This is a genomic window from Salinicoccus halodurans, assembly GCF_900114445.1.
In the GTDB taxonomy this organism is placed as follows: domain Bacteria; phylum Bacillota; class Bacilli; order Staphylococcales; family Salinicoccaceae; genus Salinicoccus; species Salinicoccus halodurans.
Genome location: NZ_FOTB01000001.1, coordinates 633,402 through 657,068, shown reverse-complemented (window position 1 = coordinate 657,068; position 23,667 = coordinate 633,402). Strand labels below are relative to the sequence as shown.

At 43.3% G+C, this 23,667-nt stretch carries 27 protein-coding genes and 1 riboswitch; of the genes, 4 read left to right on the top strand and 23 right to left on the bottom strand.

The features are described 5' to 3' along the window. The first annotated feature begins 1 nt into the window (after position 1). Positions 2–388, top strand: a complete 387-nt coding sequence (locus BM271_RS03310; protein ID WP_046790208.1) for a rhodanese-like domain-containing protein — start codon at positions 2–4, stop codon at positions 386–388. Between the two features lie 40 nt (positions 389–428). On the opposite strand, the gene gcvPB is transcribed toward BM271_RS03310, so the two are convergent. The 10 genes from gcvPB to comGA form a co-directional block, all read right to left on the bottom strand. Beyond that, positions 429–1,910: an aminomethyl-transferring glycine dehydrogenase subunit GcvPB gene (gcvPB, locus tag BM271_RS03305; RefSeq protein WP_046790207.1), complete on the bottom strand. Its 1,482-nt coding sequence runs from the start codon at positions 1,908–1,910 to the stop codon at positions 429–431. After that, on the bottom strand, positions 1,903–3,246 hold the full coding sequence (gene gcvPA, locus BM271_RS03300; RefSeq protein ID WP_046790206.1) for an aminomethyl-transferring glycine dehydrogenase subunit GcvPA: 1,344 nt from the start codon (positions 3,244–3,246) through the stop codon (positions 1,903–1,905). The genes gcvPB and gcvPA overlap by 8 nt, the downstream gene beginning before the upstream one ends. Positions 3,247–3,267: 21 nt before the next feature. Continuing rightward, positions 3,268–4,353 carry a glycine cleavage system aminomethyltransferase GcvT gene (gene gcvT / locus BM271_RS03295; RefSeq protein ID WP_046790205.1) on the bottom strand — a complete coding sequence of 362 codons (1,086 nt, stop codon included), beginning with the start codon at positions 4,351–4,353 and terminating at the stop codon, positions 3,268–3,270. A 69-nt stretch (positions 4,354–4,422) separates the two neighbouring features. Next, positions 4,423–4,511: riboswitch (glycine riboswitch) on the bottom strand. Positions 4,512–4,599: 88 nt separating this feature from the next. Further along, entirely contained in the window at positions 4,600–5,085 is a 486-nt protein-coding gene (locus BM271_RS03290; protein WP_046790204.1) for a shikimate kinase, read from the bottom strand. 160 nt (positions 5,086–5,245) lie between these two features. Continuing rightward, entirely contained in the window at positions 5,246–5,689 is a 444-nt protein-coding gene (locus BM271_RS03285; RefSeq protein ID WP_234960389.1) for a ComGF family competence protein, read from the bottom strand. Beyond that, the gene (locus BM271_RS03280; RefSeq protein ID WP_046790203.1) at positions 5,649–5,912 is read right to left on the bottom strand and encodes a hypothetical protein; all 264 of its coding nucleotides are present in this window, start codon (positions 5,910–5,912) and stop codon (positions 5,649–5,651) included. The genes BM271_RS03285 and BM271_RS03280 overlap by 41 nt, the downstream gene beginning before the upstream one ends. Beyond that, positions 5,902–6,336, bottom strand: coding sequence for a prepilin-type N-terminal cleavage/methylation domain-containing protein (locus BM271_RS03275; RefSeq protein ID WP_074924529.1), 435 nt, complete (start codon positions 6,334–6,336; stop codon positions 5,902–5,904). The genes BM271_RS03280 and BM271_RS03275 overlap by 11 nt, the downstream gene beginning before the upstream one ends. After that, positions 6,311–6,643: a competence type IV pilus major pilin ComGC gene (gene comGC / locus BM271_RS03270; RefSeq protein ID WP_143544895.1), complete on the bottom strand. Its 333-nt coding sequence runs from the start codon at positions 6,641–6,643 to the stop codon at positions 6,311–6,313. The genes BM271_RS03275 and comGC overlap by 26 nt, the downstream gene beginning before the upstream one ends. 12 nt (positions 6,644–6,655) lie before the next feature. Then, positions 6,656–7,639, bottom strand: coding sequence for a competence type IV pilus assembly protein ComGB (gene comGB / locus BM271_RS03265; protein WP_234960387.1), 984 nt, complete (start codon positions 7,637–7,639; stop codon positions 6,656–6,658). 34 nt (positions 7,640–7,673) lie between these two features. Further along, the gene (comGA, locus tag BM271_RS03260; RefSeq protein WP_046790200.1) at positions 7,674–8,666 is read right to left on the bottom strand and encodes a competence type IV pilus ATPase ComGA; all 993 of its coding nucleotides are present in this window, start codon (positions 8,664–8,666) and stop codon (positions 7,674–7,676) included. A 220-nt stretch (positions 8,667–8,886) separates the two neighbouring features. Here comGA and BM271_RS03255 point away from each other — a divergent pair, with 220 nt between their 5' ends. Next, positions 8,887–9,126, top strand: a complete 240-nt coding sequence (locus tag BM271_RS03255; RefSeq protein ID WP_017548861.1) for a DUF2626 family protein — start codon at positions 8,887–8,889, stop codon at positions 9,124–9,126. 54 nt (positions 9,127–9,180) lie between these two features. Here the strand turns inward: BM271_RS03255 and BM271_RS03250 are convergent, their stop codons facing one another. Continuing rightward, a complete protein-coding gene (locus BM271_RS03250) occupies positions 9,181–9,807 on the bottom strand; it encodes an MBL fold metallo-hydrolase (RefSeq protein ID WP_046790199.1) in 627 nt (208 codons plus the stop codon). A gap of 93 nt (positions 9,808–9,900) precedes the next feature. Between BM271_RS03250 and BM271_RS14070 the strand changes: the two genes are divergently transcribed. Then, complete coding sequence (locus tag BM271_RS14070) at positions 9,901–10,140, top strand: DUF2759 domain-containing protein (RefSeq protein WP_046790198.1); 240 nt, start codon at positions 9,901–9,903, stop codon at positions 10,138–10,140. 64 nt (positions 10,141–10,204) lie between these two features. On the opposite strand, the gene argH is transcribed toward BM271_RS14070, so the two are convergent. Both argH and BM271_RS03235 read right to left on the bottom strand, forming a co-directional pair. Continuing rightward, positions 10,205–11,584 carry an argininosuccinate lyase gene (gene argH / locus BM271_RS03240; RefSeq protein WP_046790197.1) on the bottom strand — a complete coding sequence of 460 codons (1,380 nt, stop codon included), beginning with the start codon at positions 11,582–11,584 and terminating at the stop codon, positions 10,205–10,207. Next, positions 11,577–12,782: an argininosuccinate synthase gene (locus tag BM271_RS03235; RefSeq protein ID WP_046790196.1), complete on the bottom strand. Its 1,206-nt coding sequence runs from the start codon at positions 12,780–12,782 to the stop codon at positions 11,577–11,579. Before BM271_RS03235 ends, argH begins: the two co-directional genes overlap by 8 nt. Before the next feature lie 156 nt (positions 12,783–12,938). Between BM271_RS03235 and BM271_RS03230 the strand changes: the two genes are divergently transcribed. Next, positions 12,939–13,667, top strand: coding sequence for an SDR family NAD(P)-dependent oxidoreductase (locus tag BM271_RS03230; protein WP_046790195.1), 729 nt, complete (start codon positions 12,939–12,941; stop codon positions 13,665–13,667). 30 nt (positions 13,668–13,697) lie between these two features. Here the strand turns inward: BM271_RS03230 and BM271_RS03225 are convergent, their stop codons facing one another. The 10 genes from BM271_RS03225 to BM271_RS03180 all read right to left on the bottom strand — a co-directional run bounded on the left by BM271_RS03225 (position 13,698) and on the right by BM271_RS03180 (position 23,652). Further along, positions 13,698–14,660: an ROK family glucokinase gene (locus tag BM271_RS03225; RefSeq protein ID WP_046790194.1), complete on the bottom strand. Its 963-nt coding sequence runs from the start codon at positions 14,658–14,660 to the stop codon at positions 13,698–13,700. Between the two features lie 3 nt (positions 14,661–14,663). Then, positions 14,664–14,849, bottom strand: a complete 186-nt coding sequence (locus BM271_RS03220) for a YqgQ family protein (RefSeq protein ID WP_046790193.1) — start codon at positions 14,847–14,849, stop codon at positions 14,664–14,666. After that, a complete protein-coding gene (locus BM271_RS03215; protein ID WP_046790192.1) occupies positions 14,842–16,257 on the bottom strand; it encodes a rhomboid family intramembrane serine protease in 1,416 nt (471 codons plus the stop codon). The genes BM271_RS03220 and BM271_RS03215 overlap by 8 nt, the downstream gene beginning before the upstream one ends. Continuing rightward, positions 16,247–16,822, bottom strand: coding sequence for a 5-formyltetrahydrofolate cyclo-ligase (locus tag BM271_RS03210; protein WP_046790191.1), 576 nt, complete (start codon positions 16,820–16,822; stop codon positions 16,247–16,249). The genes BM271_RS03215 and BM271_RS03210 overlap by 11 nt, the downstream gene beginning before the upstream one ends. Positions 16,823–16,968: 146 nt before the next feature. Continuing rightward, positions 16,969–17,619, bottom strand: coding sequence for a phosphate signaling complex protein PhoU (gene phoU / locus BM271_RS03205; protein WP_046790190.1), 651 nt, complete (start codon positions 17,617–17,619; stop codon positions 16,969–16,971). Then, the gene (pstB, locus tag BM271_RS03200; RefSeq protein ID WP_269146991.1) at positions 17,620–18,471 is read right to left on the bottom strand and encodes a phosphate ABC transporter ATP-binding protein PstB; all 852 of its coding nucleotides are present in this window, start codon (positions 18,469–18,471) and stop codon (positions 17,620–17,622) included. A gap of 15 nt (positions 18,472–18,486) precedes the next feature. Continuing rightward, positions 18,487–19,365 (bottom strand): phosphate ABC transporter permease PstA, encoded by an 879-nt coding sequence (gene pstA / locus BM271_RS03195; RefSeq protein WP_046790189.1) that lies wholly within the window; start codon positions 19,363–19,365, stop codon positions 18,487–18,489. A 1-nt stretch (position 19,366) separates the two neighbouring features. Next, entirely contained in the window at positions 19,367–20,293 is a 927-nt protein-coding gene (gene pstC, locus BM271_RS03190; RefSeq protein WP_420806921.1) for a phosphate ABC transporter permease subunit PstC, read from the bottom strand. Positions 20,294–20,360: 67 nt separating this feature from the next. Next, entirely contained in the window at positions 20,361–21,332 is a 972-nt protein-coding gene (locus BM271_RS03185) for a phosphate ABC transporter substrate-binding protein PstS family protein (RefSeq protein ID WP_046790187.1), read from the bottom strand. Positions 21,333–21,465: 133 nt separating this feature from the next. Beyond that, positions 21,466–23,652 carry a peptidoglycan D,D-transpeptidase FtsI family protein gene (locus BM271_RS03180; RefSeq protein WP_046790186.1) on the bottom strand — a complete coding sequence of 729 codons (2,187 nt, stop codon included), beginning with the start codon at positions 23,650–23,652 and terminating at the stop codon, positions 21,466–21,468. Positions 23,653–23,667: the final 15 nt, after the last annotated feature.

Below are 23,667 nucleotides of genomic sequence, written 5' to 3'. Positions count from 1 at the left end.
TTTGGAAAATTGGATGATCATCCTTCTGGCGGCTGTCGTTGTCCTGCTGTTGCTTCTATTAAACGGATACAGGAACATGCGTAATGTCAAAACCCTGTCGGAAGAAGAATTTAAAAAAGACCTGAGAAGAGTTCAATTGATTGATTTGAGAGAAAAGGAAAAGTATGAACACGGTCATATCATGGGCGCAAGGAATATTCCAATGATGAACTTCTCTATGAAAATGAATTCATTAAGAAAAGATCAGCCGATCTATTTATATGATCATAATGGCAGGCTGTCAGTCAGAGCGGCAAAAATGCTCAAGAAAAAGGGGTATAGTGATATTTACATGCTGAAAAACGGCATCAGCAAATGGACTGGAAAAATAAAAACAAAATCAAAATGATCTGTATTAAAAAAAGGACCCGCGGGTCCTTTTTTTAATGCTATTTTTCTTCTATGATTTCTTCACGTTGGAATCTGAGTACAGGTTTTCTTGCAGCCAGCGTTTCATCCAAACGTCCGATGACTGTAGTGTGCGGTGCTTCCAATACGATATCAGGATTCTCTTCAGCTTCTTTGGAGATATGGATCAGCGTATCGACAAATCCATCAAGAGTTTCTTTTGATTCCGTTTCAGTAGGTTCAATCATCATACATTCCTCAACATTAAGCGGGAAGTATATTGTTGGCGGATGATAGCCGAAGTCGAGCAGACGTTTAGCGATATCAAGTGTACGTACGCCCATTTTCTTCTGTCTGGAGCCGCTGATCACGAACTCATGCTTACAATGCTGTTCGTATGGCAGCTCGAAGGTGCCTTCAAGTCTCCTCATCATATAATTGGCATTGAGCACTGCGTTTTCTGACACTTCTTTAAGACCGTCGGGTCCCATTGTACGGATATAGGTATATGCACGGAGGAAGATGCCGAAGTTGCCGTAGAACGGTTTAACGCGGCCGATGCTGTCTGGTACGTTGTGCTCTACTCTGTAAGTGTCATCTTCATCTTTTACAACAAGCGGTTTAGGAAGGAATTTCGCCAGTTCGGCTTTTACACCGATAGGTCCGGAACCTGGTCCGCCGCCGCCGTGAGGTCCAGTAAATGTCTTGTGAAGATTGAGGTGGACCGCATCGAATCCCATGTCTCCGGGTCTTACCTTGGCCATGATGGCATTCAGGTTGGCCCCGTCATAGTAAAGTTTGCCGCCGGCATCATGAACGATGTCACGGATTTCAATAATGTCTTCCTCAAACAGACCGAGTGTATTCGGGTTTGTCAGCATGATTGCAGCTGTGTCATTCCCCACCAGGGTCTTCAGATGGTCAATATCGACAAGCCCTCTGTCGTTTGATTTTACAGTAACCGCCTCGAAACCGGCTACTACCGCACTTGCAGGGTTCGTTCCATGTGCAGAGTCCGGTACAATCACTTTTGTACGGTTATGGTCGCCATTCGCTTCGTGGAATGCTTTGATCATCATCAATGCAGTCCATTCGCCCTGTGCACCTGCTGCCGGCTGGAGCGTGATTTCATCCATGCCCGTAATCTCTTTCAAATGCTCCTGCATATCGTAGACAACTTCCAGTGAACCCTGGATCGCCTTGTCATTCTGTTCAGGATGGCTATTTGCAAATCCGGGCATCCTGGCAACTTTTTCGTTGATTTTAGGATTGTATTTCATTGTACATGAGCCGAGCGGGTAGAAACCTGAATCAACACCGTGGTTTTTATTGGACAATTCTGTATAGTGTCTCATCAGATCGAGTTCGCTGATTTCAGGAAGCTCGGCCTTTGTCTTACGTATGAATTTCGGATCGATGATATCGGATAGTTCGTGCTTTTCAACTTCCAGATCAGGAAGTGAATATGCGAAACGGTCTTCTGTGCTTCTTTCGAAAATCAAAGGACTGGATCCCTTAAGCATTGTATTCACCCAACCTTTCAACAAATGAATCAATTTCATCTTTAGTACGCAGTTCTGTGACTGCAATAAGCATGTGGTTCTTGAAATTCTCATCTACTCTGCCAAGGTTGAACCCGCCGATGAATCCATCATCATAAAGAACGTCATTGATTTCATCCACGTTTTTTGAAAGTTTGACTGCGAACTCATTGAATGATTGTCCATCCAGTACTTCGAAACCTTTGGATTTCAACTGATTTTTCATATAATACGTATTTTGAATGTTGCTTTCTGCCATTTCCACGGCGCCCTTTTTACCGAGGGCGCTCATCGCAACTGAAGATGCAAGTGCGTTAAGCGCCTGGTTGGAACAGATATTACTTGTCGCTTTATCACGCCTGATATGCTGCTCACGAGCCTGAAGTGTCAATACAAAACCGCGGTTGCCTTCATCATCCTGAGTCTGACCGACAAGTCTTCCTGGCATTTTACGCATCAATTTGCTTGTCGCTGCAAAATAACCACAGTGCGGTCCGCCGAATTGTGTCGGTATACCGAACACCTGAGTATCACCTGTCACGATGTCAGCGCCGAATTCACCCGGTGGTGTCAGAATACTGAGTGCAAGCGGATTGCTGTTTACAACAAACAGGCCTTTATTCTTATGGGCAATCTTTTCGATTGCTTCCAGATCTTCAACAGAGCCGAGGAAGTTAGGATACTGTACCATAACTGCTGCAGTATCCTCATCAGAAGCTGCATCGAGCTTTTCAAGGTCAGTGTATGAACCGTCCAGCCCCACTTCTACTACTTCGATGTTCTGGGCTTTACAGTATGTTTTCAGTACTTCGACCGCCTGGTAATGGACACCTTTTGAAACAACGACTTTCTTCTTGCGTGTTTTTCCGGCTGCCATCGTTGCCGCTTCTGCAAAAGCAGTCGGACCATCATACATTGATGAGTTCGCCACATCCATAGCAGTCAGCTCGGATATCAATGTCTGGAATTCGAAGATGGCCTGAAGTTCACCCTGTGAAATTTCAGGCTGGTAAGGTGTATATGCCGTATAGAACTCGGAACGTGAGATCACATGATCTACCACAGTAGGGATGTAATGGTCATATGCACCCGCACCTAAAAATGAGACGTGTGTTTCCGTCGTGATGTTTTTGTTTGCAATACGTCCCAATTCCCGAAGCAGTGAAGTTTCACTCTTCTTTGGTTTGATGTTCAAATCACCTTTGAACCTTACGTTCTCGGGAATATCGCTGAAAAGTTCAGATATATCTGAGATGCCGATTGTGTCCAGCATCTCATTTTTATCTTTTTCTGTTAATGGTAAATAACGATGACTCAATTCATACACTCCTTCTCACAGTTAATTTTTATGGAATGGCATCTTAACAAACTTCGCCTTCACTTCTTTATTTCTGACGATTACATTGAATTCTTTATCCAGCTCATAAAAGTCTGCATTAACAAGAGCGAGACCAATAGAACGTTTAGTCAATGGTGACTGTGTACCACTTGTAACGTAACCCACTTTGTTGCCTTCTAAGTCCTTAACCTCGTAATCCGTGCGGGCAATACCTCTCTCAAGAAGCTCAAAACCGCCGAGTTTTCTTGGGGCACCGTCTTCCTTCTGCTCTTTGAGCACTTCTTTACCAACAAAATCATCTTTTTCAGTTTTAACGGCAAAGCCCATATTCGCCTCAACCGGCGTGATGTCTTCTGCCAGATCCTGACCATGGAGCGGCAGGCCAGCTTCCAATCTCAGCGTATCACGTGAACCGAGCCCGCAAGGTTCCGCACCGCCGTCAAGGAAAAGTTTCCACAGTTTCAAAGTATCTTCCGCTGCGCAGTAAATCTCAAAGCCGTCTTCACCTGTGTATCCTGTCTGTGAGAGAATGACTTTGGACCCCTCGATATCTACATCTTTTTTAAAACGGAACATCTTCATTTCACTGATGTCTTCCTCAACGTGCTTCTGCACCAATGCACGCGCACCCGGTCCCTGCACAGCCAGCTGTCCATACTCACTGGAAATATTTTCTACAGTAGCATCGAAGCCCCCGATCGCTTTAAGTACATCATAATCAGTATCTGTATTACCGGCATTGACTACAAGCAGATAGTCATTTTCATCCAGTTTATAAATGACGAGATCGTCAATTACGCCGCCCCGGTCGTTACAGAGCATAGTATACTGTGCTCTTACATCTGTGAGTTTTGTCACATCATTTGTCAGAGCGTAGTTCAAAAACTCTACAGATTCTTTGCCGGAAACCCGGATTTCACCCATATGACTGACTTCGAACATACCTGTCGCTTCTCTCACAGCACGGTGTTCTTCCTTGATGCTTGAGAATTGCACAGGCAGTGCCCAACCAGAAAAGTCAATTACTTTCGCTCCTGATTCCTGGTAGTAGTCATACAATGGTGTCTTTTTTAATTCAGACATGATTCTCCTCCTTTAATTTAAAAAAACAGAACAGCTCGTATGAGCTGCCCTGTTGATTTGTCTTCAGGATTGCGTCCCAATGCTGTACTTTTGCCTGAGAGATTCACCTGTACGGCTTGCTCCTTCGGCGACGATCACTCGTTCTCTCGAGCATTGTTCAATCGCAAAATATTCAATTAATATTTCGACCTTATTATACCCACATGGGTGAATAAATAGCAAGCTGATTCTAATAAAAGTGTAAGCCTGTCAAGGTGTGGGATCCAGAATGGCTTTCATAGTGTCTTCGAGACAGCAGGCGGTATCCACTTCCAGGTCAGCTGCTCTTTTATATCTCTCTATCCTGCTGTCATACAAAGCCCTCACCTGTGCTTTAGGCTGGCTTGCAAGCGGCCTTGTCGCGTCATTCGAAATCCTGTCATACAGAGATTCGAACTCAGCATTGAGAAAGATTACTTTCCGCTCCGTATTTTTTATAATTTCATAAGAATCATCATATGTGATGATACCGCCGCCGGTCGAGATAATACCGTCGATTTTGCAGGCATCCGATAACACCTGATGTTCATACGACCTGAAACCCGCCTCCCCCTCTTCGGCAAATATTTCAGGGATAGTTTTCCCGCTCAGCCTGCTTATCTCATCATCCAGCTCCAATACATCCAGTGACAGTCTTTCACCCAATTCCCGAGCTACTGTGCTTTTGCCGCTTCCCATAAAGCCTATAAGAATCATGGTTCCTCTCTCCTATTCAACCAGTCCGCGAATTTTACCCTGATAGATTTCTATAAAATTCATGCGTATATCCAGTGTAATCATCATCTCATTGTAATATTGATAGTATAAACTTATCAGATAAATGAGAATAATGTATATAGAAAAGCTGAAAAATCCATCATTTTTTGAAAGTAAACGTTTCATTGAAGTCACCATTTTCAGTTTCGACAGTCAAATTGACTTCTTTTCCACTGTCTTTGATATTAAAATTTTCAACTCCGAACATGACAGTAACAAAACCGCTGCCGTCCACGCTTCTAATGATCCTGTCACCGGATTTGCGGTAGCTCACTGTTCGTTTATCATTCTCGAAGTTTATAGAAAAGCCGGTTGATGACACTGCCGTCTTATTATTTTCGTTATACACATCGGTAATATCCAGGACAAAAAAATCCGCTTCAAAATCATGTGTATACTCATCCAGTGTTTCGAAGTACGAAATTGCAGCAGGCATGGCTGACATTATGAGTGCCGCAACTGACAGGGCGGCGAGCGCCTCGATATATGTGAAACCGCCATTTTTACCTGAGCGGCACACAAAGTTCCGTATTGTTTTTATCACATATCGCGTCTCCTTTGCGGATATAGTCGTCATGTGCAAAATTTTCCGGTTCATCATGCTTTAAAAGTTCAATATATAATGACCTGCTGAATTCGAGCGTGTTATCGGCATGGATTACGGTCGTTCGTATCAGCATCAATGCAGGTATAAGCACACCGATGATCATTGAGAATATCAGCATCGCGAGTACTGCATCCAGCATCATGAATCCATCATCTTTCAATTCTGAACCTTCCTTTCTGGATCTGGAAAATGAAACTGACCTGTTCCCCCATGCAGTCGAACCGGATGGTACCGAATGCATTTGTGTCTCCGTTGGATTTATATAGGAATCCGGGAAGCCCGCCCTGCAGTATTCTGCATGTATTGAGCGAATAAACTTCCAACGCCTGTCCGAAACCATTTTTGATGGTGATGCGGTGGTTTACGCGGTCGAATTCCACAAGATGCGCTTCCTTTTTATTCAATGCATTGGTCTGTGCAACCTGGAAAAAGAAAGCAATATTTTTCACTTCCTGATCCGTTGAATTTTCATGCTTTTCCGGAATGGCATGAGCTGTAATCATGAGCAATGTGCTGATGATAAACAGCGTCAGCATCATTTCCATCATTGTAAAGCCGCTATTCCGATTTCGCTGCCTGGCCATTTACAATCACAATTCCGGTTCCATTTGCACAAGTCACCTGATCATTCGTCAGATAATCCGGAACAAGGGCACTGACAGATGCCGGTGCACCGCCTTCATTCAATGTATAAGCCTGTATCTGACTCTGGACCATCTTCACCTGTGCATCGCACCCTGTATCCTGTACATTGGCACTCTGTGCCGCAATATTGGGGATGATAAGAATGATCAGCACTGATATTACGAGAAGCACGAGGAGCATTTCAATCAATGTAAACCCATCATCTTTTTTGCTGTTGAATTTTTTCTTCATTAAATTTTTAATCATTTATAATTCCTCCTAGTTTATAGTAGCCATCATCTGGAATATCGGAAGCACAATAACGAGATACAGACAGATGATGAGCAATCCGAGTATCAGGAATATGACCGGCTGGATTTTCCTTGTGATGTTTTCAATTTTCATTACTATGTTTTCCAGTGTGTACTCACTGAAAAGTATCAGTTCTTTCCCGACGCTGCTGTTCTGTTCACCATGGCTGACAAACACGGCAAGTTTCGAATCCAGCATATCAATGTCGCCGATTGCTCCGGAGAGTGTGTCCCCCTGCATCAGCTTCTCTTCTATCAATGCGGAAGAATACTGCAGATATTCATTCAGTGTCTGATGGATGAACAGATCGAGAATTTCCTTTACCTCTAGACCATTGTTTATGAAATAACCGAATTCCCTGGCAAATCTGTAGGTTTGATAACTTCTGAAATAAAACCGCAGCATGGGTATGAACAGCAGTATTTTTGCTTTTCTTTCTACATTTTCCATCATCATGACAAAAGTGACAGCGATGGCGAACAAAGCAACTGACATGATGACGATCAGCACTGCCTGCGGCAGCAGCTGCAGAAATGCTGTCAGTATTGTTACGACTCCCTGTGAGCTCGTCCCCATGGCACTGTAGAGTGAATTGAACTGGGGAATGACTGTATAGTTGAGGACGACGAGCATAGTGATGAATATCGCTATCAGTACAAGCGGATACTGAACTGCCTTGATCAGCTTCTTTGAGGTGTTACGCATATGATCGAGGTAAAAAGCGGATTCCCTCAGATTCATGAGCATTTCCCCATGGATTTCTGCAAATGAAATCTGTATGATGATGGTGTTCTTAAACCCAAGACGTTTCAAAATACTGCTGATGCTCGCCCCTTCCTCCACCATGACCAGACAATCTTTCTTATCTCTTTCTTTCAGCACATCATACTGTTCAAGCAGGAATATAAGCGCATTATGCATCGTGAAGCCGTTTTCCAGTAAATCCGCCAATTTGTATAAAAAGTGCGAGTCATATTTCCCCAGTCTATTTGAACCTGCTCTTAAACGACGTGAGTTCCGTTTCAGTAATCATCCCTCCTTCATGCAATGTATCAAGCTGCTCTGACAGCGTGAAGATGTCGGATGTGCCATCCAACAGATATTTTTTTATCTGATGCTCATCCATGAATTCATAGATGATGTAACTTCCTTTCTGGGTGTGAATTATTCTCTGGTTGATGATAAGAGAAAGGCTCTGTATCATTTCTTCAACATATAAGCCGTAATCTTTGAGACGGCTTAATGTACTGGTTGCGGATTTACTGTGGAAAGTGCTGAGTACAAGGTGTCCGGACAGACTTGCCCTGAGCAGTTCCGTTGCAATTTTCGCATCGCGGATTTCGCCAAACATGATTACGTCCGGATCGCATCTCAGGACGCCTTTTAATAACGGTGCGTAATCCATGTTTGCCTTTTCGTTGATTTCCACCTGTACGATGCCGTCCAGTTCATATTCAACGGGATCCTCTATGCTGATTACATGACGCTTGTTTTCTGAAATGATATCCGCGAGGAGACGGTACATCAAAGTGGTCTTGCCCGATCCTGTCGGTCCGGTAAAGAGTATAAGCCCCTGCATTCGTGACATATAATCTTTTAGAAATTCATACTTGTCCCGTGCATGGAATAATTCATCGGATTGTCTGTCTTCCATTGGATTGAGAATCCTTATGACAATGATTTCGTTCATCAGAGAGATTGGCAGTGTGCTTACGCGCACCCCGACTTTAAGCTCTCCAGTTTCAAATACTGTGCGGCCGCTTTGCGGCACTTTATGCTCGTTGATGTCCAATTCAGCTGTGAATTTCAAATAGTTGATCAGTTTCCTGTATACTTCTATGGTCACTTCATTCAGAGTAACCATTTCCCCTCTTCTTCTCACTCTGATGAGACCAGTGTTGCTCTCGAGTGTTAAATGAATGTCGGTTGCATTTTGACGCATTGCGTCTTTGAAGATTTCACTTAAAATTGTTTTCAATAAAAAACACCTCCTACCCTATATATAGGTAAAAAAGGCCGTTTTGATCTTTTCAGAAATAAATATACAGATTTTCTGTTTTTGCATATGTTTTTAAGGTATAATTATGATTAATGGAAATAGCTTACAAAACTATTAGCTTTTTTAGTGTTTACTTTAATGTCAACTTTATTTATAATTGATTATGATATGTTTAAGTAACGATGAAAGGACTGTTCCTATGGATAAGGTATTTAAGACACTTGGATTCTGGACTGCAATGTTTGCAATCCTGTTCTATGTCGGAGATATGATGATGATGACATTATTCTTCATCGCCCAAACCGGTTTCTTCATTCTGTTGGGGTATATGAAATTAACTGAAAGAATGTATATGTATGTATTCGCTGCATACTTAGTCCTTTTCTTTGTAGGATTTACATACTACACAACATTCCTGTTAGAACCAAGCTTCGGATAAAAAACAGGCGGATTCCTTTTGGACTCCGCCTGTTTTTTTATTTCCCTTCTTCTGTTATCCTCTGACAAACGGGTTTGAACTCTTCTCCTGTCCGATCGTCGTTGCGGGACCATGACCTGGATAGACGTCAGTATCTTCATCCATCACATAAAGTTTTTCCCTGATGGAATTTATGAGATCGATATGATTGCTCATATACAGATCCGTCCTGCCTATGCCGCCGCTGAAGAGTACATCTCCGGAAACGACAAAATCACCAAATAAAAAGCTCATGCTGCCCGGTGAATGACCGGGTGTATTGATGACTTCGAATTCGAAGCTCCCGATCTGCATCGACCCTTCTTCCAGAATGTTCGGTTCAACGGCAGCAGATATCGGCTCCATGCCCATACTTTTATATTTTCCCGACCCATTTTTATCCGGATCGGAAAGCCAATCCGCTTCTTCACTGCCGACCCACGTGTCTGCTCCGTAAACCCAGGCTGTCTCTTCCAATGCGCCGATATGATCAAAATGTGCATGTGTCAGGAGGATCCCTTCCACAGGCAATCCGATCTTCTCGATTTCACCCGCAATCACTTCAGCCTCACCCGAAGGGTCGATAATCAATACTCCTGTCCCATTATTCAATATATAGCAGTTTGTCTCCAGCATGCCCAAAGGCAATGTTCTGATATCCATTCTTACCACTCCTTAAAATCTACTCGACAAAGTCATGTTTTAATTATACAATATATATGAGGTAAAAGAGAAATATTGGGAGGTTGAACGAAAATGCCATTCATCGATACAGGGGAACTATTTGAAATCGGTGGCGTTACCATTCATATTGGAATCAATGCCTTTTCATTATTAGCATTAATGGTCTTCATCGTTGGTATTTGGGCACTTGTTGCTTCAATTAAAAACAAAAACCTGCTGGCGGTACTTTTCAGTGTTGCCACTGTAGCTACTTTTGGATTCTTTGCAATCGCTACAATCTTTACATACGGTTATCCTGACCTGGGACACTAGGAAGAGAATCGTTACATGAAAACCAAAAAGAAGCAGGCCTCCGCCGGAGGCCTGCTTCTTTTATTTAATTCATCAGAGAGGCTTCTGCAATTTTTATCTGCTCTTCCACTGCTTCGGTGCCTGTTCCACCTGCACTGTTTCTTCTGTCGACCATAACTTTGGGTGTCAGCACTTCATAAATATCTTCTTCTATTGCTGTATGCTCCGTTTTAAATTCCTCCAGCGACAGATCCTTAAGATATTTCTGCTCATTGATGCATTTCAAAACGACTCTACCTACGACTTCATGGGCATTTCTGAAAGGCACACCTTTTTGTACAAGATAATCTGCCAGTTCGGTGGCATTTGAAAAGTCTTCTTCCACAGACTTTTCAAGCACATCTTCATTGAGCTCCATCGTCTCAAGCATGCCATTCATGATTTTAAGTGAACCGGTAACTGTCGTGATCGCATCGAAAAGACCTTCTTTATCCTCCTGCATATCTTTGTTGTATGTCAGCGGCAGTCCTTTCAAAAGCATCAGCATGCTTGTAAGTGCCCCTGTTGTACGTGCACTTTTGCCGCGGATCAGTTCAGCCATATCCGGATTTTTCTTCTGCGGCATCATTGAACTGCCTGTAGTAAACTGATCGGAAAGCTGTATGAAGTTCGCCTCTTCCGTCATCCAGAAAATGATCTCTTCTGATAATCTGGAAAGATGTACCATGACGAGACTTATATTCGAGAGTGTTTCGATGATGTAATCCCTGTCACTTACAGCATCCATGCTGTTCTGATAAAGGTCGGAGAAACCAAGCAGCTGTTTCGTTTCTTCTCTGTCGATATCAAACGTGGTGCCGCTGATTGCCCCCGCTCCGAGGGGAGATATGTCTATGCGTTTAAGTGAATCCTGGAAACGTTCCTTATCTCTTTTTAACATCCAGAAATACACCATGATATGGTGTGAGAATAAAACAGGCTGGGCACGCTGTAAATGTGTATAACCCGGCATGATCACATGCATATTATCCTTTGCCAAGCCAATAATTGTTTTTTGCATCAATTCTATGCTCTCTATGATTTCCTGGACTCGGCCTTTGACATAAAGATGCATATCCGTCGCAACCTGATCATTCCTGCTGCGTGCCGTATGCAGCTTACCGCCTGTTTCCCCTATTTTTTCAATCAATGCATGTTCAATATTCATATGGATGTCTTCACGGCTGACGGAAAATTCAAGATTCCCCTCTTTGTAATCATGGAGGACCGCTTTTAGACCGTCTGTGATTTCATCCTTTTCTTCATCAGTGATTATCGCTTGTTTTGCAAGCATTGTCGCATGTGCTATGCTTCCGGCAACGTCCATTTCAATTAAAGCATTATCAAAATGGATGGACGCGTTGAACTCGTCCACCCATTCAATGGCTTCACCTTGAAACCTTCCTCCCCATGCTTTCTTAGTCATAGAGTTTGACTCCGCTGTCGAGCATGGATTTCACTTTTGTAGGCAATCCGAATATTTCTATGAAACCGACGGAAGCATTTTGGTTAAATGCATCTTCTTTAGTGTATGTTGCAAGCTTTTCGTTATAGAGGCTGTTGTCTGAACGTCTGCCTGTAACAGTCACATTACCTTTGTAGAGAGAAATTCTCACTTCACCGGTAACAGGATTCTGCATATCTTTCAGCATACCTCTCAGTGAATCAGAAAGCGGAGAGAACCACAGACCATTGTATACCTGCTCGGCAAACTTCTGCTCGATTACCGGCTTGAAGTGGGCGATGTCTTTTGTCAGTGTGATCGTTTCAAGATCATGTTTCGCAGTCAAAATCACCTTGGCTCCCGGTGTTTCATATATTTCACGTGATTTTATTCCTACAAGCCTGTTTTCAACGTGATCGATTCTTCCAATGCCGTGCGCCCCTGCGATTTCATTCAGTTTGATGATGAGGTCATCCAGATTATAGTTTACGCCGTTAATGGCTTTAGGCAGTCCATTTTCGAAAGTGATCAGGAGTTCTTCTGCCTCATCCGGAGCGTCCTGAATATTTACAGTCAGGTCATAGGCATCTTCCGGCGGTTGATTCCACGGGTCTTCCAGTACACCGCACTCGTTACTTCTTCCCCACAAGTTCTGATCAATGGAATATGGTGAATCCAGGTCGATTGGAATCGGGATGTTTTTCTCTTTTGCATAGTCGATTTCCTCTTCCCTGCTCCATGTCCATTCGCGTACAGGAGCCAGCACTTTCAGTGATGGATCAAGACTCTGGATCGCAACTTCAAAGCGCACCTGGTCATTTCCTTTACCTGTACATCCGTGTGCTACGTAGTCCGCATTGGAGTGATGGGCAATTTCCACAAGCTTTTTGGAAATAAGAGGCCTGCTCAGTGCAGAAACGAGCGGATATTTCTGTTCATACATTGCGTTGCCGTAGATTGCATATGCAACAAATTCATCTGCAAATTCTTTGGTCGTATCAATGACATGGGACTCGCTTGCTCCCATATCCAGTGCTTTCTGATGCACAAGGTCCAGATCCTTTCCTTCTCCTACATCAAGGCAGACTGCAACGACTTCATACCCTTTATCGATAAACCATTGTATTGTAACACTTGTATCAAGACCACCTGAATACGCTAGTACCACTTTTTCTTTCATATCCATTCACCTCTATAATCAATTTAATGATTTAAATGTTACCATTATAAACATGCTTAATCAAGTATATTTATTCATATTTATGTATTTTTTATTATTTTACAAATAAATCCCGGTTATCTATACTTGATTTAGCGATAGAGAGGAGAGTTTCAGATGAGATATGTTTTTATCACCGGCACAACAGGAGGTCTCGGCCAGGCATTGATCGAGACATTCAAAGAAGATCGTATCATCAGTATCACGCGGCGTGAAGTTGAAACGGAAATTGATTTATACAAGGAACATCATGTCGATTTTCTGAATGAAACCGCACTTGAAGAGGATATCATGGATATTTTCAGCTCAATTTCACCGGCAGAGGAGGATGAAATCCTCCTGATCAATAATGCCGGAACGGTAAATCCGATAAAATCTATTGAAAGTATGGACGCAAAGGGTTATCTGGATAATTATAAAGTGAATGTGCTTGCTCCCGCCCTGATTATAAAAGGATTCATAAAGTCATATAAATCCTTCCGGGCAGTGAAGAAAATATTAACTGTCTCCAGCGGTGCAGCAGTCAGTCCGATGGAGGGATGGGCGGCATACTGTACCTCCAAAGCAGCAGTGAATATGCTGAGCGGTGTAACACGGGCAGAAACAGCCAATTTAAAATACCCGATACAATCGGCAACATTCAGACCAGGAGTCATCGATACAGAGATGCAGAATACAATCAGAAGTTCCGATCCAGAAGAATTTCCGAATATCGGCAAGTTTAAAGATTATAAATCTGAGAAACGTCTGCTTGAGCCGGATTTTGTCGCTTCGGTACTGAAGAAAATCATCACATCAGACACGTATGGTGAATCCGCAAACTATGATATAAACGATTATATGTAAAAAAGCGAGAACCTTCAGGTTCTCGCTTTTTTACATCAAATATTGTCTCACCAGTCTTGCAGCACCGTACATTCCTGCGTCATTACCGAGTTCGGCCATCACAATTTCCATATCTTCTGCAGCCGGCGGGAAAGTAAGCGGCGTATAGTATTTTTTTATTTTATCCGTCAAAAAAGTTCCAGCTTCACTTACCCCGCCGCCGAATATGAAGTATCCAGGGTTTGTAATGACCGATATATTGCTCATGGCCATGGCGAGATACCTGGCCGCTTCATCAACTGCGAATTCTCCCAGATGGTCACCGGCCATCGCCGCTTCCACGATTGATTTGGAAGTGACAGTATTATTTTTAATCTCTTCTGACAAAACTGTATCCCTGAAGTCCTGTGAGTGGTGAAATTTCGCAAGATTCACCATCCCTGTTGCAGAAGCCACTGTTTCCAAACAGCCTTTTTTCCCACAGTTGCATTGGAATCTTTCAGCGAAATCGACTGGTATATGACCGATTTCCCCGCCTGACCCGCCAGTGCCGTGTATAAGCCTGCCATCCGCGATGACGCCGCCTCCGACACCTGTACCGAGGGTAATCATCACTACTTCCGAGTGTCCATGGCCTGCTCCTTTGAACTGTTCCCCGAGAGCTGCTACATTCGCATCATTATCTACAATTGTTCTGACACCGCTGATTCCCTCGAAAATTGATGAAATGGATTTTTTCCCCCTGATGTTAAGGTTTATACAGCCATCCAGAATTCCGTTTTTAAAATCGACAGGACCCGGCATCCCGATCCCTGCACCAAGGCTTTCTTCCACTTTGAATTCCAGTTTCTCCTCTTTCGATTTAAATGCTTCATAAACGTTGGATAATATATACTTGCCTTCGTCTGCAATATCTGTGTCGATCTCCCATTTCTCAATCAATGAAAGTGTTTCGTCAAAAATTCCCAGTTTGCAAGTTGTGCCGCCAATGTCTGCCGCTAGAATCATACCCATTTCCTAACCCCTTTTCCTCAATATAAGAAGTGATTCCGCAAATTCCTCTTTTGTGATAAGTCCGTGTTTAAAAAGCTCTTTTATCTCCATCTCTATGAGCGCGAGCTTATTTTTCTCATTTTTGTCATATACATAAATGCCAAACCTTCTAAGCAGGGCATTTATATCACTTAGATCTTTATTATTCATCATATTCCTCTGTCAGGAGTTTCAGCCCCTCATCTTCGATATTTTTTGTGTTCAGATGGTCGAAGACTACTTCCATTTCTTCATAGTCCCTCTGTTTCCGCAACTGTATCAGCCGGTATTTTGCTGCATATTCATTGGATGGATCGAGTTGATAGCTCTTTTCATGATATTTCTCTGCCTGTTCGCGCTCACCCGCATGCCCTGCCAACAGCCCCAGTGCATAGTATGTTGTAGCAGTCCCATTTCCGGACCTCAGCGCTTCATTGACGATCTTCAATGCATCTTCATACTCGCCGACTTCAATATGTTCAATTGCCATATCATCAAAAGGCTGGCTGGAATCTTTTGACTGCATGACAAAATAAGAAGTCACTGCAAGAATTATAGTCAATGCGAATGCACCAAAAAACCACTTTGAACTAAAGCTCCGTGGGTTGTAGATGATGCCGAGCAGCACGCCAAACAACAGTCCGCCGATATGCGCATAATGATTTATATTGGCGAAAAGCTGGGAAAATATGGATATCACGATGAAGATTGAAGCGATCTGTATCAACAGTTTTGCATTGATGCGGCCGTGCACCAGGAGGTGGACGATGATGATGCCGAGCAATCCATAGACTGCCCCGCTCGCTCCAAGTGAGATGCCTTCTATGACAAACATCAAAGAAAACAGGCTTGAAAGGATTCCGGTCAGACAATATGCAATGAAAAGATGAAATTTCCCATAGAGGCTTTCTGTAAATTTCCCCAATATATAGAGCGCAAATATATTGAAAAGGAAATGATCTACCGTCACGTGCAGGAATGAGCTGGTCAGCAGTCGGTAAAAGTCACCTGAAACAACATTGAAATGACTTAAAGCCATTCCGTTCGTCAGTAGATAGGAGTCGAAAAATCTGACAGCAATAAAATTGAACAGAAAGATAATCAGGTTGATGCTGATCAGAAGATAGGTCATCGGTGTGAATTTGATCATATACTTTTCAAAAGGATGCTGCCCCATCAGACGTCGCTGGTAGTATCCGTCATCTTTGGCATTCTTGTATTCCATATCCAGCCTGAAGAAAGGATTGCGGATGACCTGCTTCATATCGGCAATGCCCCTATGTACGATTTTAAGACCGTCTGCTTTCACCTTTCTCCGGACAGTGCCCTCAGTCATGTGAATGCAGTGTATCGTGTTTATGTTGAAACCTGCATGCTGTGAAAGTGCTCTTCTCCTGTCGGCAAGAGTGTCGGAAGTGTGATCCATTTCCTCTTCCGTCAGGTCGAAATCATTCAGGCACATGATGGAATTTTCTTTAGGATTTTTAAGCCATATCGTACCATTGTCCCTGTCATAGTTGAAAAAAGAATATCCCGTGTAACGGGCTAGTTCATAAGCTGTATGCCACTTACTTCTCATCCATAAGCCTCCTGCTTTTTGCATCGATGATACGCTCTGGTGTGATTAGCACATCCACAGGTATGTCATGCTCTTCTGTAACCACTTCGCCAATCTGTTCATCAAACAGCAGTGAAACTTTCAAACCCTGATAGTCCTGCAGGAAACGGTCATAGAAACCGCCTCCGTAACCAATCCTGTATCCTGTATCTGAATAGATCAGGCCGGGAACCACAATCAGATCGACCTCGTTGTTTATGTCTCTGCTGTCTGATGGTACACGCAGATTTTTCTCATCCATCGTCACATCATCGAACGAAACGAATCTGCAGAAATTCATCTCTTTGGAATTATAATCGCATACGGGTGTATATACCTCACGGCCTTCTTCCTTCATCCAGGCGATGATGCCGTCGGTATCGAGTTCATGGGGCATTGCCAGCACAATTCCCATGGATTTAATATCATGCTCTTTTATAAAATCAACAAGTCTATCTTTCAGTATTTCTTCTTTTTCATTTTTGTAGTTTTTGTCCAGTGAAGATAAGGTTGATATCATTTTTTTACGCAGAGATTTTTTATCCAAAAAATTCCCCCTTTCCATAATCGTCATTAATGTTTATATAATATCTATTATACATATTATAGTATTTACATGTGCAAAGAAAAAGAATCTCCCATATAAAAAATCAAAATAAAGAACCCCGGAAACAAATCCGGAGTTCTCTTTTCTTACCGCTCTGTGATCTTTTCATACTTTTCACCTGTCAGTACAAAATACACATGTTCAGCGATATTTTTAATATGGTCCCCGATGCGCTCAAGGTATTTGGCAGTCAGCTGGCTTTGGCCGGTCACAAATACATCAGATTCTTCAATGATATCAGTCGTTGTAATCTGAACGAACAGGGAATCGATGTCTTTATCGCGTTCAATGATTTCAATGCACAGATCCGTATCCTGATTTTCATAAGCTGTCTGCACATCTTCGAGCATCAGCAATGCAAGACGTTCCATCGTGGAAAGTCTCAGCAGCAGTTTTTCATTGGTGAGTCTGACCCTTTTTCTCACTTCTCCGAGATTACTGATGTTATCACTGATCCGTTCAAGGTCATCCGCAACCTTGATGCTTGATATGATGAGCCTCAAGTCGGTCGCAACGGGCTGCTGTGTTGTAATCAGGTTGATCACCTGGGTATTGATGTCATACTCCATGATATTGATTGTCTTATCCCCTCTGACGAGGTCTCTGGCCCGTCCTGTATCTGCATCGGACAGCACTTCGGTACTCCCCTCAAGGCGCCGGTAACATTCAATTCCAAGCTTCACGACATCCTGATAGAGAGAATGCATTTCTCTTTGGAATTTACTGCGGTAAGTCATTTATCCAAACCTGCCGGAGACATAGTCTTCTGTCCGCTTATCTTTCGGGTTTTCAAAAATGACTTTTGTATCATCATGTTCCACAACGTATCCTTGATAGAAGAATGCGGTCTTATCAGAAATACGTGCAGCCTGCTGCATATTGTGCGTAACAACGATGATGCTGTACTTTTCTTTGAGTTCCTGCATGAGGTCCTCGATTTTGGTTGTTGAAATCGGGTCAAGGGCACTTGTAGGCTCATCCATCAGAATGACATCCGGTTCAATGGCAAGTGCTCTTGCGATACAGATACGCTGCTGCTGACCACCGGAGAGCCCATAGGCATTTGCATTAAGACGGTCTTTTACTTCATCCCAGATTGCTGCACCGCGCAGACTCTTCTCAACAATCTGATCCAAAACTTTCTTCTTGCGGATACCGTGTACTCTTGCACCATAGGCAACATTGTCATAGATGGATTTAGGGAATGGATTCGGTTTCTGGAAAACCATGCCGACTTTGGTTCTGAGTTCTTCAACTGACAGGGATTTATCGAATATATTCTGCTCACGGTAAACGATGTCACCTTCTGTACGTACTACGGGCACAAGTTCGACCATTCTGTTCAGGGATTTTATGAATGTGGATTTGCCGCAGCCTGAAGGACCGATGATTGCAGAAATTTCGTTTTCTTTGAACGTAAGATTGATGTTTTGCAGTGCGTGATTATCTCCATACCATAAGTTGAAATCCCTGGCTTCAAAAACCGGTTTGGAAGACTGCACTATGCCTGACGCTGGATCTTTCTTTTCAGTCTGAGTATTAATAGTTGCATTCATATCTAATTCCTCTTTCATTTTTAGTTCTGCCATGATAAATACCTCCAATTAAAACCTTTTAGAATATTTGTTACGGATATAAATTGCGACGGAGTTCATTAAGAATAAGATGAGTAGAAGAATGATAATTCCTGCTGCAGTTAAATACTGAAACTCTTCCTGCGGCATCTTAACCCAGTTATAAATCTGCATCGGCAGTGCCTGGAATGTATCAAATACACCGTTTGGTGTTACGAGTAAGGACACCGGCACGCCAATAACGACCAATGGCGCCGTTTCACCAATTGCACGGGACAGTGCAAGAATGATGCCGGTGATTATTCCCGGAATGGCTGCCGGAAGAATTATTCTTGAAACGGTCTGCCATTTGGTTGCCCCCATGCCGGTCGATGCTTCACGGACGGAACTTGGTACTGCTCTAATTGCTTCCTGTGCTGCAACGACAATTACCGGCATGATCATGAGAGCCAGAGTCAGACCGGCTGCGAGAACAGAGTTGCCGAGTGACAACTGTCTTACGAAAATTGTTAAACCGAGCAGACCGAATACCACGGACGGCACACCTGCAAGATTTGAAATGTTTACTGTGATGAAATTAGTAATTCTATTTTTCGGTGCGTATTCTTCAAGATAGAGTGCTGTACCGACGGACAGTACAATCGCTACAGGCGCTGTGACAGCCATCAGCCAGACCGATCCGATGATGGCACCGTAAATACCGGCACTCTCAGGACGACTGGAACTGAAACTTGTCAGGAAATCCCACGTGAGATGACTCCATCCGTCCAATACTGTATCCACTATTAAAGTGACCAGCACTACAAGACCAACCAAAGTACACAGAAGGAATAAAAATTTCATCGATTTGTTTAAAAGTTGTCTGCCGCCCAAAGATTTGGCGACTTGGTCTTTGTCTACAAGCTGCATCTTAGTATTCCTCCTTGAATTTTTTGGTGATCCACTGTGCTGCAAGGTTCATAATCAGTGTGAAAAGGAACAGTGTCATACCGACAGCATACAAACTGTAATAAAGGTCTGTGCCAAACGCTGCATCACCCGAAGTGACCTGCACAATAAAACCAGTCATTGTCTGCAGTGATGAAGTCAGATCAAAATCAGCGCCCGGGGTACTGCCCGCTGCGATGGATACGATCATCGTCTCCCCGATTGCACGGGAAATCCCAAGTACAAATGAGGCGATGATTCCGGAAGCAGCCGCTGGCAGAATAACCTTGAATACCGTTTCCAGCCGGGTTGCCCCGAGTGCGAGGGAACCTTCCCTTGTTGTGCCTGGTACAGAACTCATCGCATCCTCACTCAGGCTGGCAATCATCGGGACGATCATTATGCCAACAACGACACCTGGAGATATCGCATTGTAGAGACTGACTCCTGGAAACATCTCCCTGATCAACGGTGTTACAAAGGTGATTGCGAACGTACCGTAAACGACTGTCGGGATACCCGCCAGAATTTCAAGAATAGGTTTGACTATTCTTCTAATCCGGTCAGTTGCATACTCACTCAGATAGATTGCGGCCCCCAATCCGACTGGAACAGCAACCATTGTTGCTATGACCACTATTTTCAAAGTTCCCATAATCAATGCAATGATACCGAATGAAGGATTACTGCTGAATGCTTTCCATTCGGTTGCAGTGATGAATTCGATGAAGGATACTCTTGTAAAGAAAATAAACGTTTCAGATAGTAAAGTATATAAAATTCCAATGGTAGTAAGAATTGAAACAGAAGTAATGATAAAGAGTATGGTTGGCACAGCTTTTTCTATAAATTTTGTGCTCTTGTTGTTTTTATTATTTTGAATCATTTCCCGTATATTATATTCGTTCATAATAAACCTCGCTTAAAAATACTTGAAAAATGGACGGGTGATCCCGTCCATTTCTCATTGTCATGACTTATGGCAATTGGTCAATCTGTTCCTGGTAGTCTTCCTCAGGAAGCGCTACGTACCCAGTTTCTTCTGCTGCCATTGCAGCATTCTCAAGTGTGAATTCCATAAATGTCCTGAATGATTCATTGTTCTCAAGCGATTCATTCTTAGCATAGACAAACAGCGGACGGGATAATGGATATTCGTAGCTTTGTACTGTCTCGTCCGTAGGTTCAATCGCTTCTTCGCTGTCAGGTCCCTGGATAGGTACTGCTTTCAAAGTATCCTGATTGTTCAGGTAGAAGCTGTAGCCGAAGAAACCGATTGAATTAGGGTCAGCTGTTACAGAAGAGACAACCTGATTCGTATCCTGTATAAGTTCAGCTTGTACGTCCTCGTCATTCATGACTTCTTCTTTGAAGAAATCGTGTGTTCCATGAGATTGGTCAGGTCCGTAGGCAGTGATGGGTTCATCAGGGAAGTCTTCACGCACATCGCTCCAGGATTCAGCTTCACCACTGTAGATTGTATAAAGTTCATCGAAAGTCAGACTGTCGATGAAATCGTTCTCCTGGCTGACTGCAACAGTCAATCCGTCTGTACCAACAAGGAATTCTGTATATTCGATTCCTGCTTCTTCCAGAGCAGCAACTTCTTCCTCTTTGATATCACGGGAAGCATTCTGGAAGTCAGTTTCGCCTGCAGTGAATCTTTCAAAACCTGCGCCTGTACCGGAAACTCCGATTTCAGCAGCCATACCATGTTCAGCATTGAACTCTTCGTTGATGATTTCCATGATAGGGAATACTGTAGAAGAACCGTCACCGATGATTGAACCGCCTGATTCACCGGAACCTTCTTCAGAGCCCCCTCCGGACTCACCCGAAGCTTCATTGCCTTCCCCGCTGGTCGGATCTTCAGCGTTACCTCCGCCACAAGCTGCAAGTATGAACATTAAGCTCATCAGCAGTGCTGCAAGAAACATACTCTTTTTCATTCTTAAATTCCTCCAGTAGAATATATGTGATTTGCTTACATTTATACTTTAATGGTTGAATGTAAATTTGAAATGAAAGGTTTGTAAAGATTATGTAAAGACATAAAAAAACCACCCATTTGGGTGGTTCTCATTAATAACTTCCATATACCAGCTTAGGATAGAACTCACTCAGTTCATATTGATATTCAGGTACTTCCTCTTCTCCATGTACCACTTCAAAGTATTTGTTTATGACATCCCGTCCAAGGTATTGTGCCGGGAAGAACGGGATTGTATTTGGCATATTCGGGAAAATAACGGAAAATGCCATTTCAGGATTGTCATAAGGCGCATACCCTACGTAAGTCTGGTTAAGAACCGGATCGCCATCTTTGTATGCTTCGGCTGTTCCCGTTTTACCAGCGGCCTCCGGCTCGATTTCATGATAGGCGTCCCAACCGGTACCATATCTGTCCGTTGCCTCATCATGTGTGTTGAAAGCATCATAGAATCCCTCTTGAATCTGATTGAGCTGGGCTTCGGTGTACTTGACATTATTCAATACCTTGCCATTGAATGATTGCAAAATCGGTCCATCAGCATTTGAATCACTGCCTCTTACTTCTTTTCCTAGATGAAGCTGAACCCGTTGTCCGTCATTGGCAATCGTCGATACATATTGCGACAGCTGCAGTGCTGAATAAGTATCATACTGCCCTATTGCAAGATCAATATAATTCCCCGGGTTGTGTTTTAATTCAGGACTGAGTCCGGTCGCCTCATTCGGCAGGTCGATTCCAGTGGAGACACCCAGGCCGAACTGGTTCAGGCCGTTCCTCAATTTGTGGCCCGCTTCTTCTATATCGTTAGGCAGCGGCATGCCATCATAATAATTCAAACCTGCCATTCTAAGTGCAATTTTGAACATATAGACGTTGGAAGAGACCATCAGAGCTTCCTGATCATCAATTCTGACTCCGCCCTCTCTGTTGAAGAAGGAACTCTTGCTCGTACCATCAGCGAATGTCAGCGGTTCATCGATCATGAACTCGCCTGCTTCGATGACGTCATTCTGATACCCTGTCGTTACGGTCGCACCCTTGATTGATGAACCTACAACATAGGTGGATGTCAGAGCCCCGTAGTTATAATTGACAATTTCACCTTCATCGTTCAACCTCTTACCGACCATTGCAAGTACATCACCATTGTTCGGATCCTGTACTACCAGTACGACAGTGTCCATGTGGTCCGGAATGATCGTATAATCGACATCCCCGTTCTGTTCGTTGCGGTCGGCCGCATCTTCTGCAAGTTCCCTTAATGAAGTAAGATGATGTTCCGCCAGCTCCTCAAGCTCCTGTTGCAGCTCGATATCAATCGTCAGGTAGAGGTCATCTCCGGCCACACCTGGCTTTATCACTTCCTGGTTAATGATTTCACCGGATTTATCCGTAGAATATTTGACCTGCTCCTTCTCGCCGCGGAGTACATTCTCATATTGGAACTCCAGATACGTCTTGCCTACCCTGTCGTTTCTCGAATAGCCTCTGGCCATATAATAATTGAGCAGTTCTTTAGGCAGCCCTTCTTCAGATGAAGAAACTTCCCCGAAAACTGTTTTTAGAGTATCGTCATAAGGATAATGTCTCTGCCAGTCCATTCCAGTAGTGATTCCGTCAAGCTCTTCCAATGATTCATTAACTTTGGCAAACTCTTCCTCGGTGACATCTCCACTTTTTATGATTACCGGATTCAGCTCTTTCGCATTGATCATCTTTACATATATAGCAAGTGTATTCAGATCTTCTTCTGTCAGAATCTCATCCAGCTGTTCTTCAGTCACCCGGCTGTATAATTCTTCATTGAACTGATCCTGGGTGATGTTGCCGTCTTCGAGCAGTGTGACTTCATTGCTCATGATGGACTCTACTTCCTCAGGGTATTGGCCGATAAGATAGTCCTGCTTATCCCTGAGCGTGATCGTTTCAGTATCCATATTTATGTATCCGCTCAGTTCATTTGCCAGATCCATGATTTCGCCTGAATTCATATTGCGGTGCCGTGTGAAGTAGATGGCACGCTGGGATTCATTCCCTACCAGCAGATTACCATTGCGGTCATAAATCTCTCCCCGCGGCACACTCTGATTAATCTCCACATATTGTGCATTCTCCACTTCTTCCTGGTAAGTATCCCCCTGTACAATCTGGAGGTAGCCCAGTCTGAAGATGAGTGTCAGGCAAAGCAGGAATACAACAAGCATTATTATATTGATCCTGGATTTTAATATTTGCCTGTTTATGGCCGCAAGACTTTTAATTTTTGCTCTTTTCAATACAACTCAATCCTT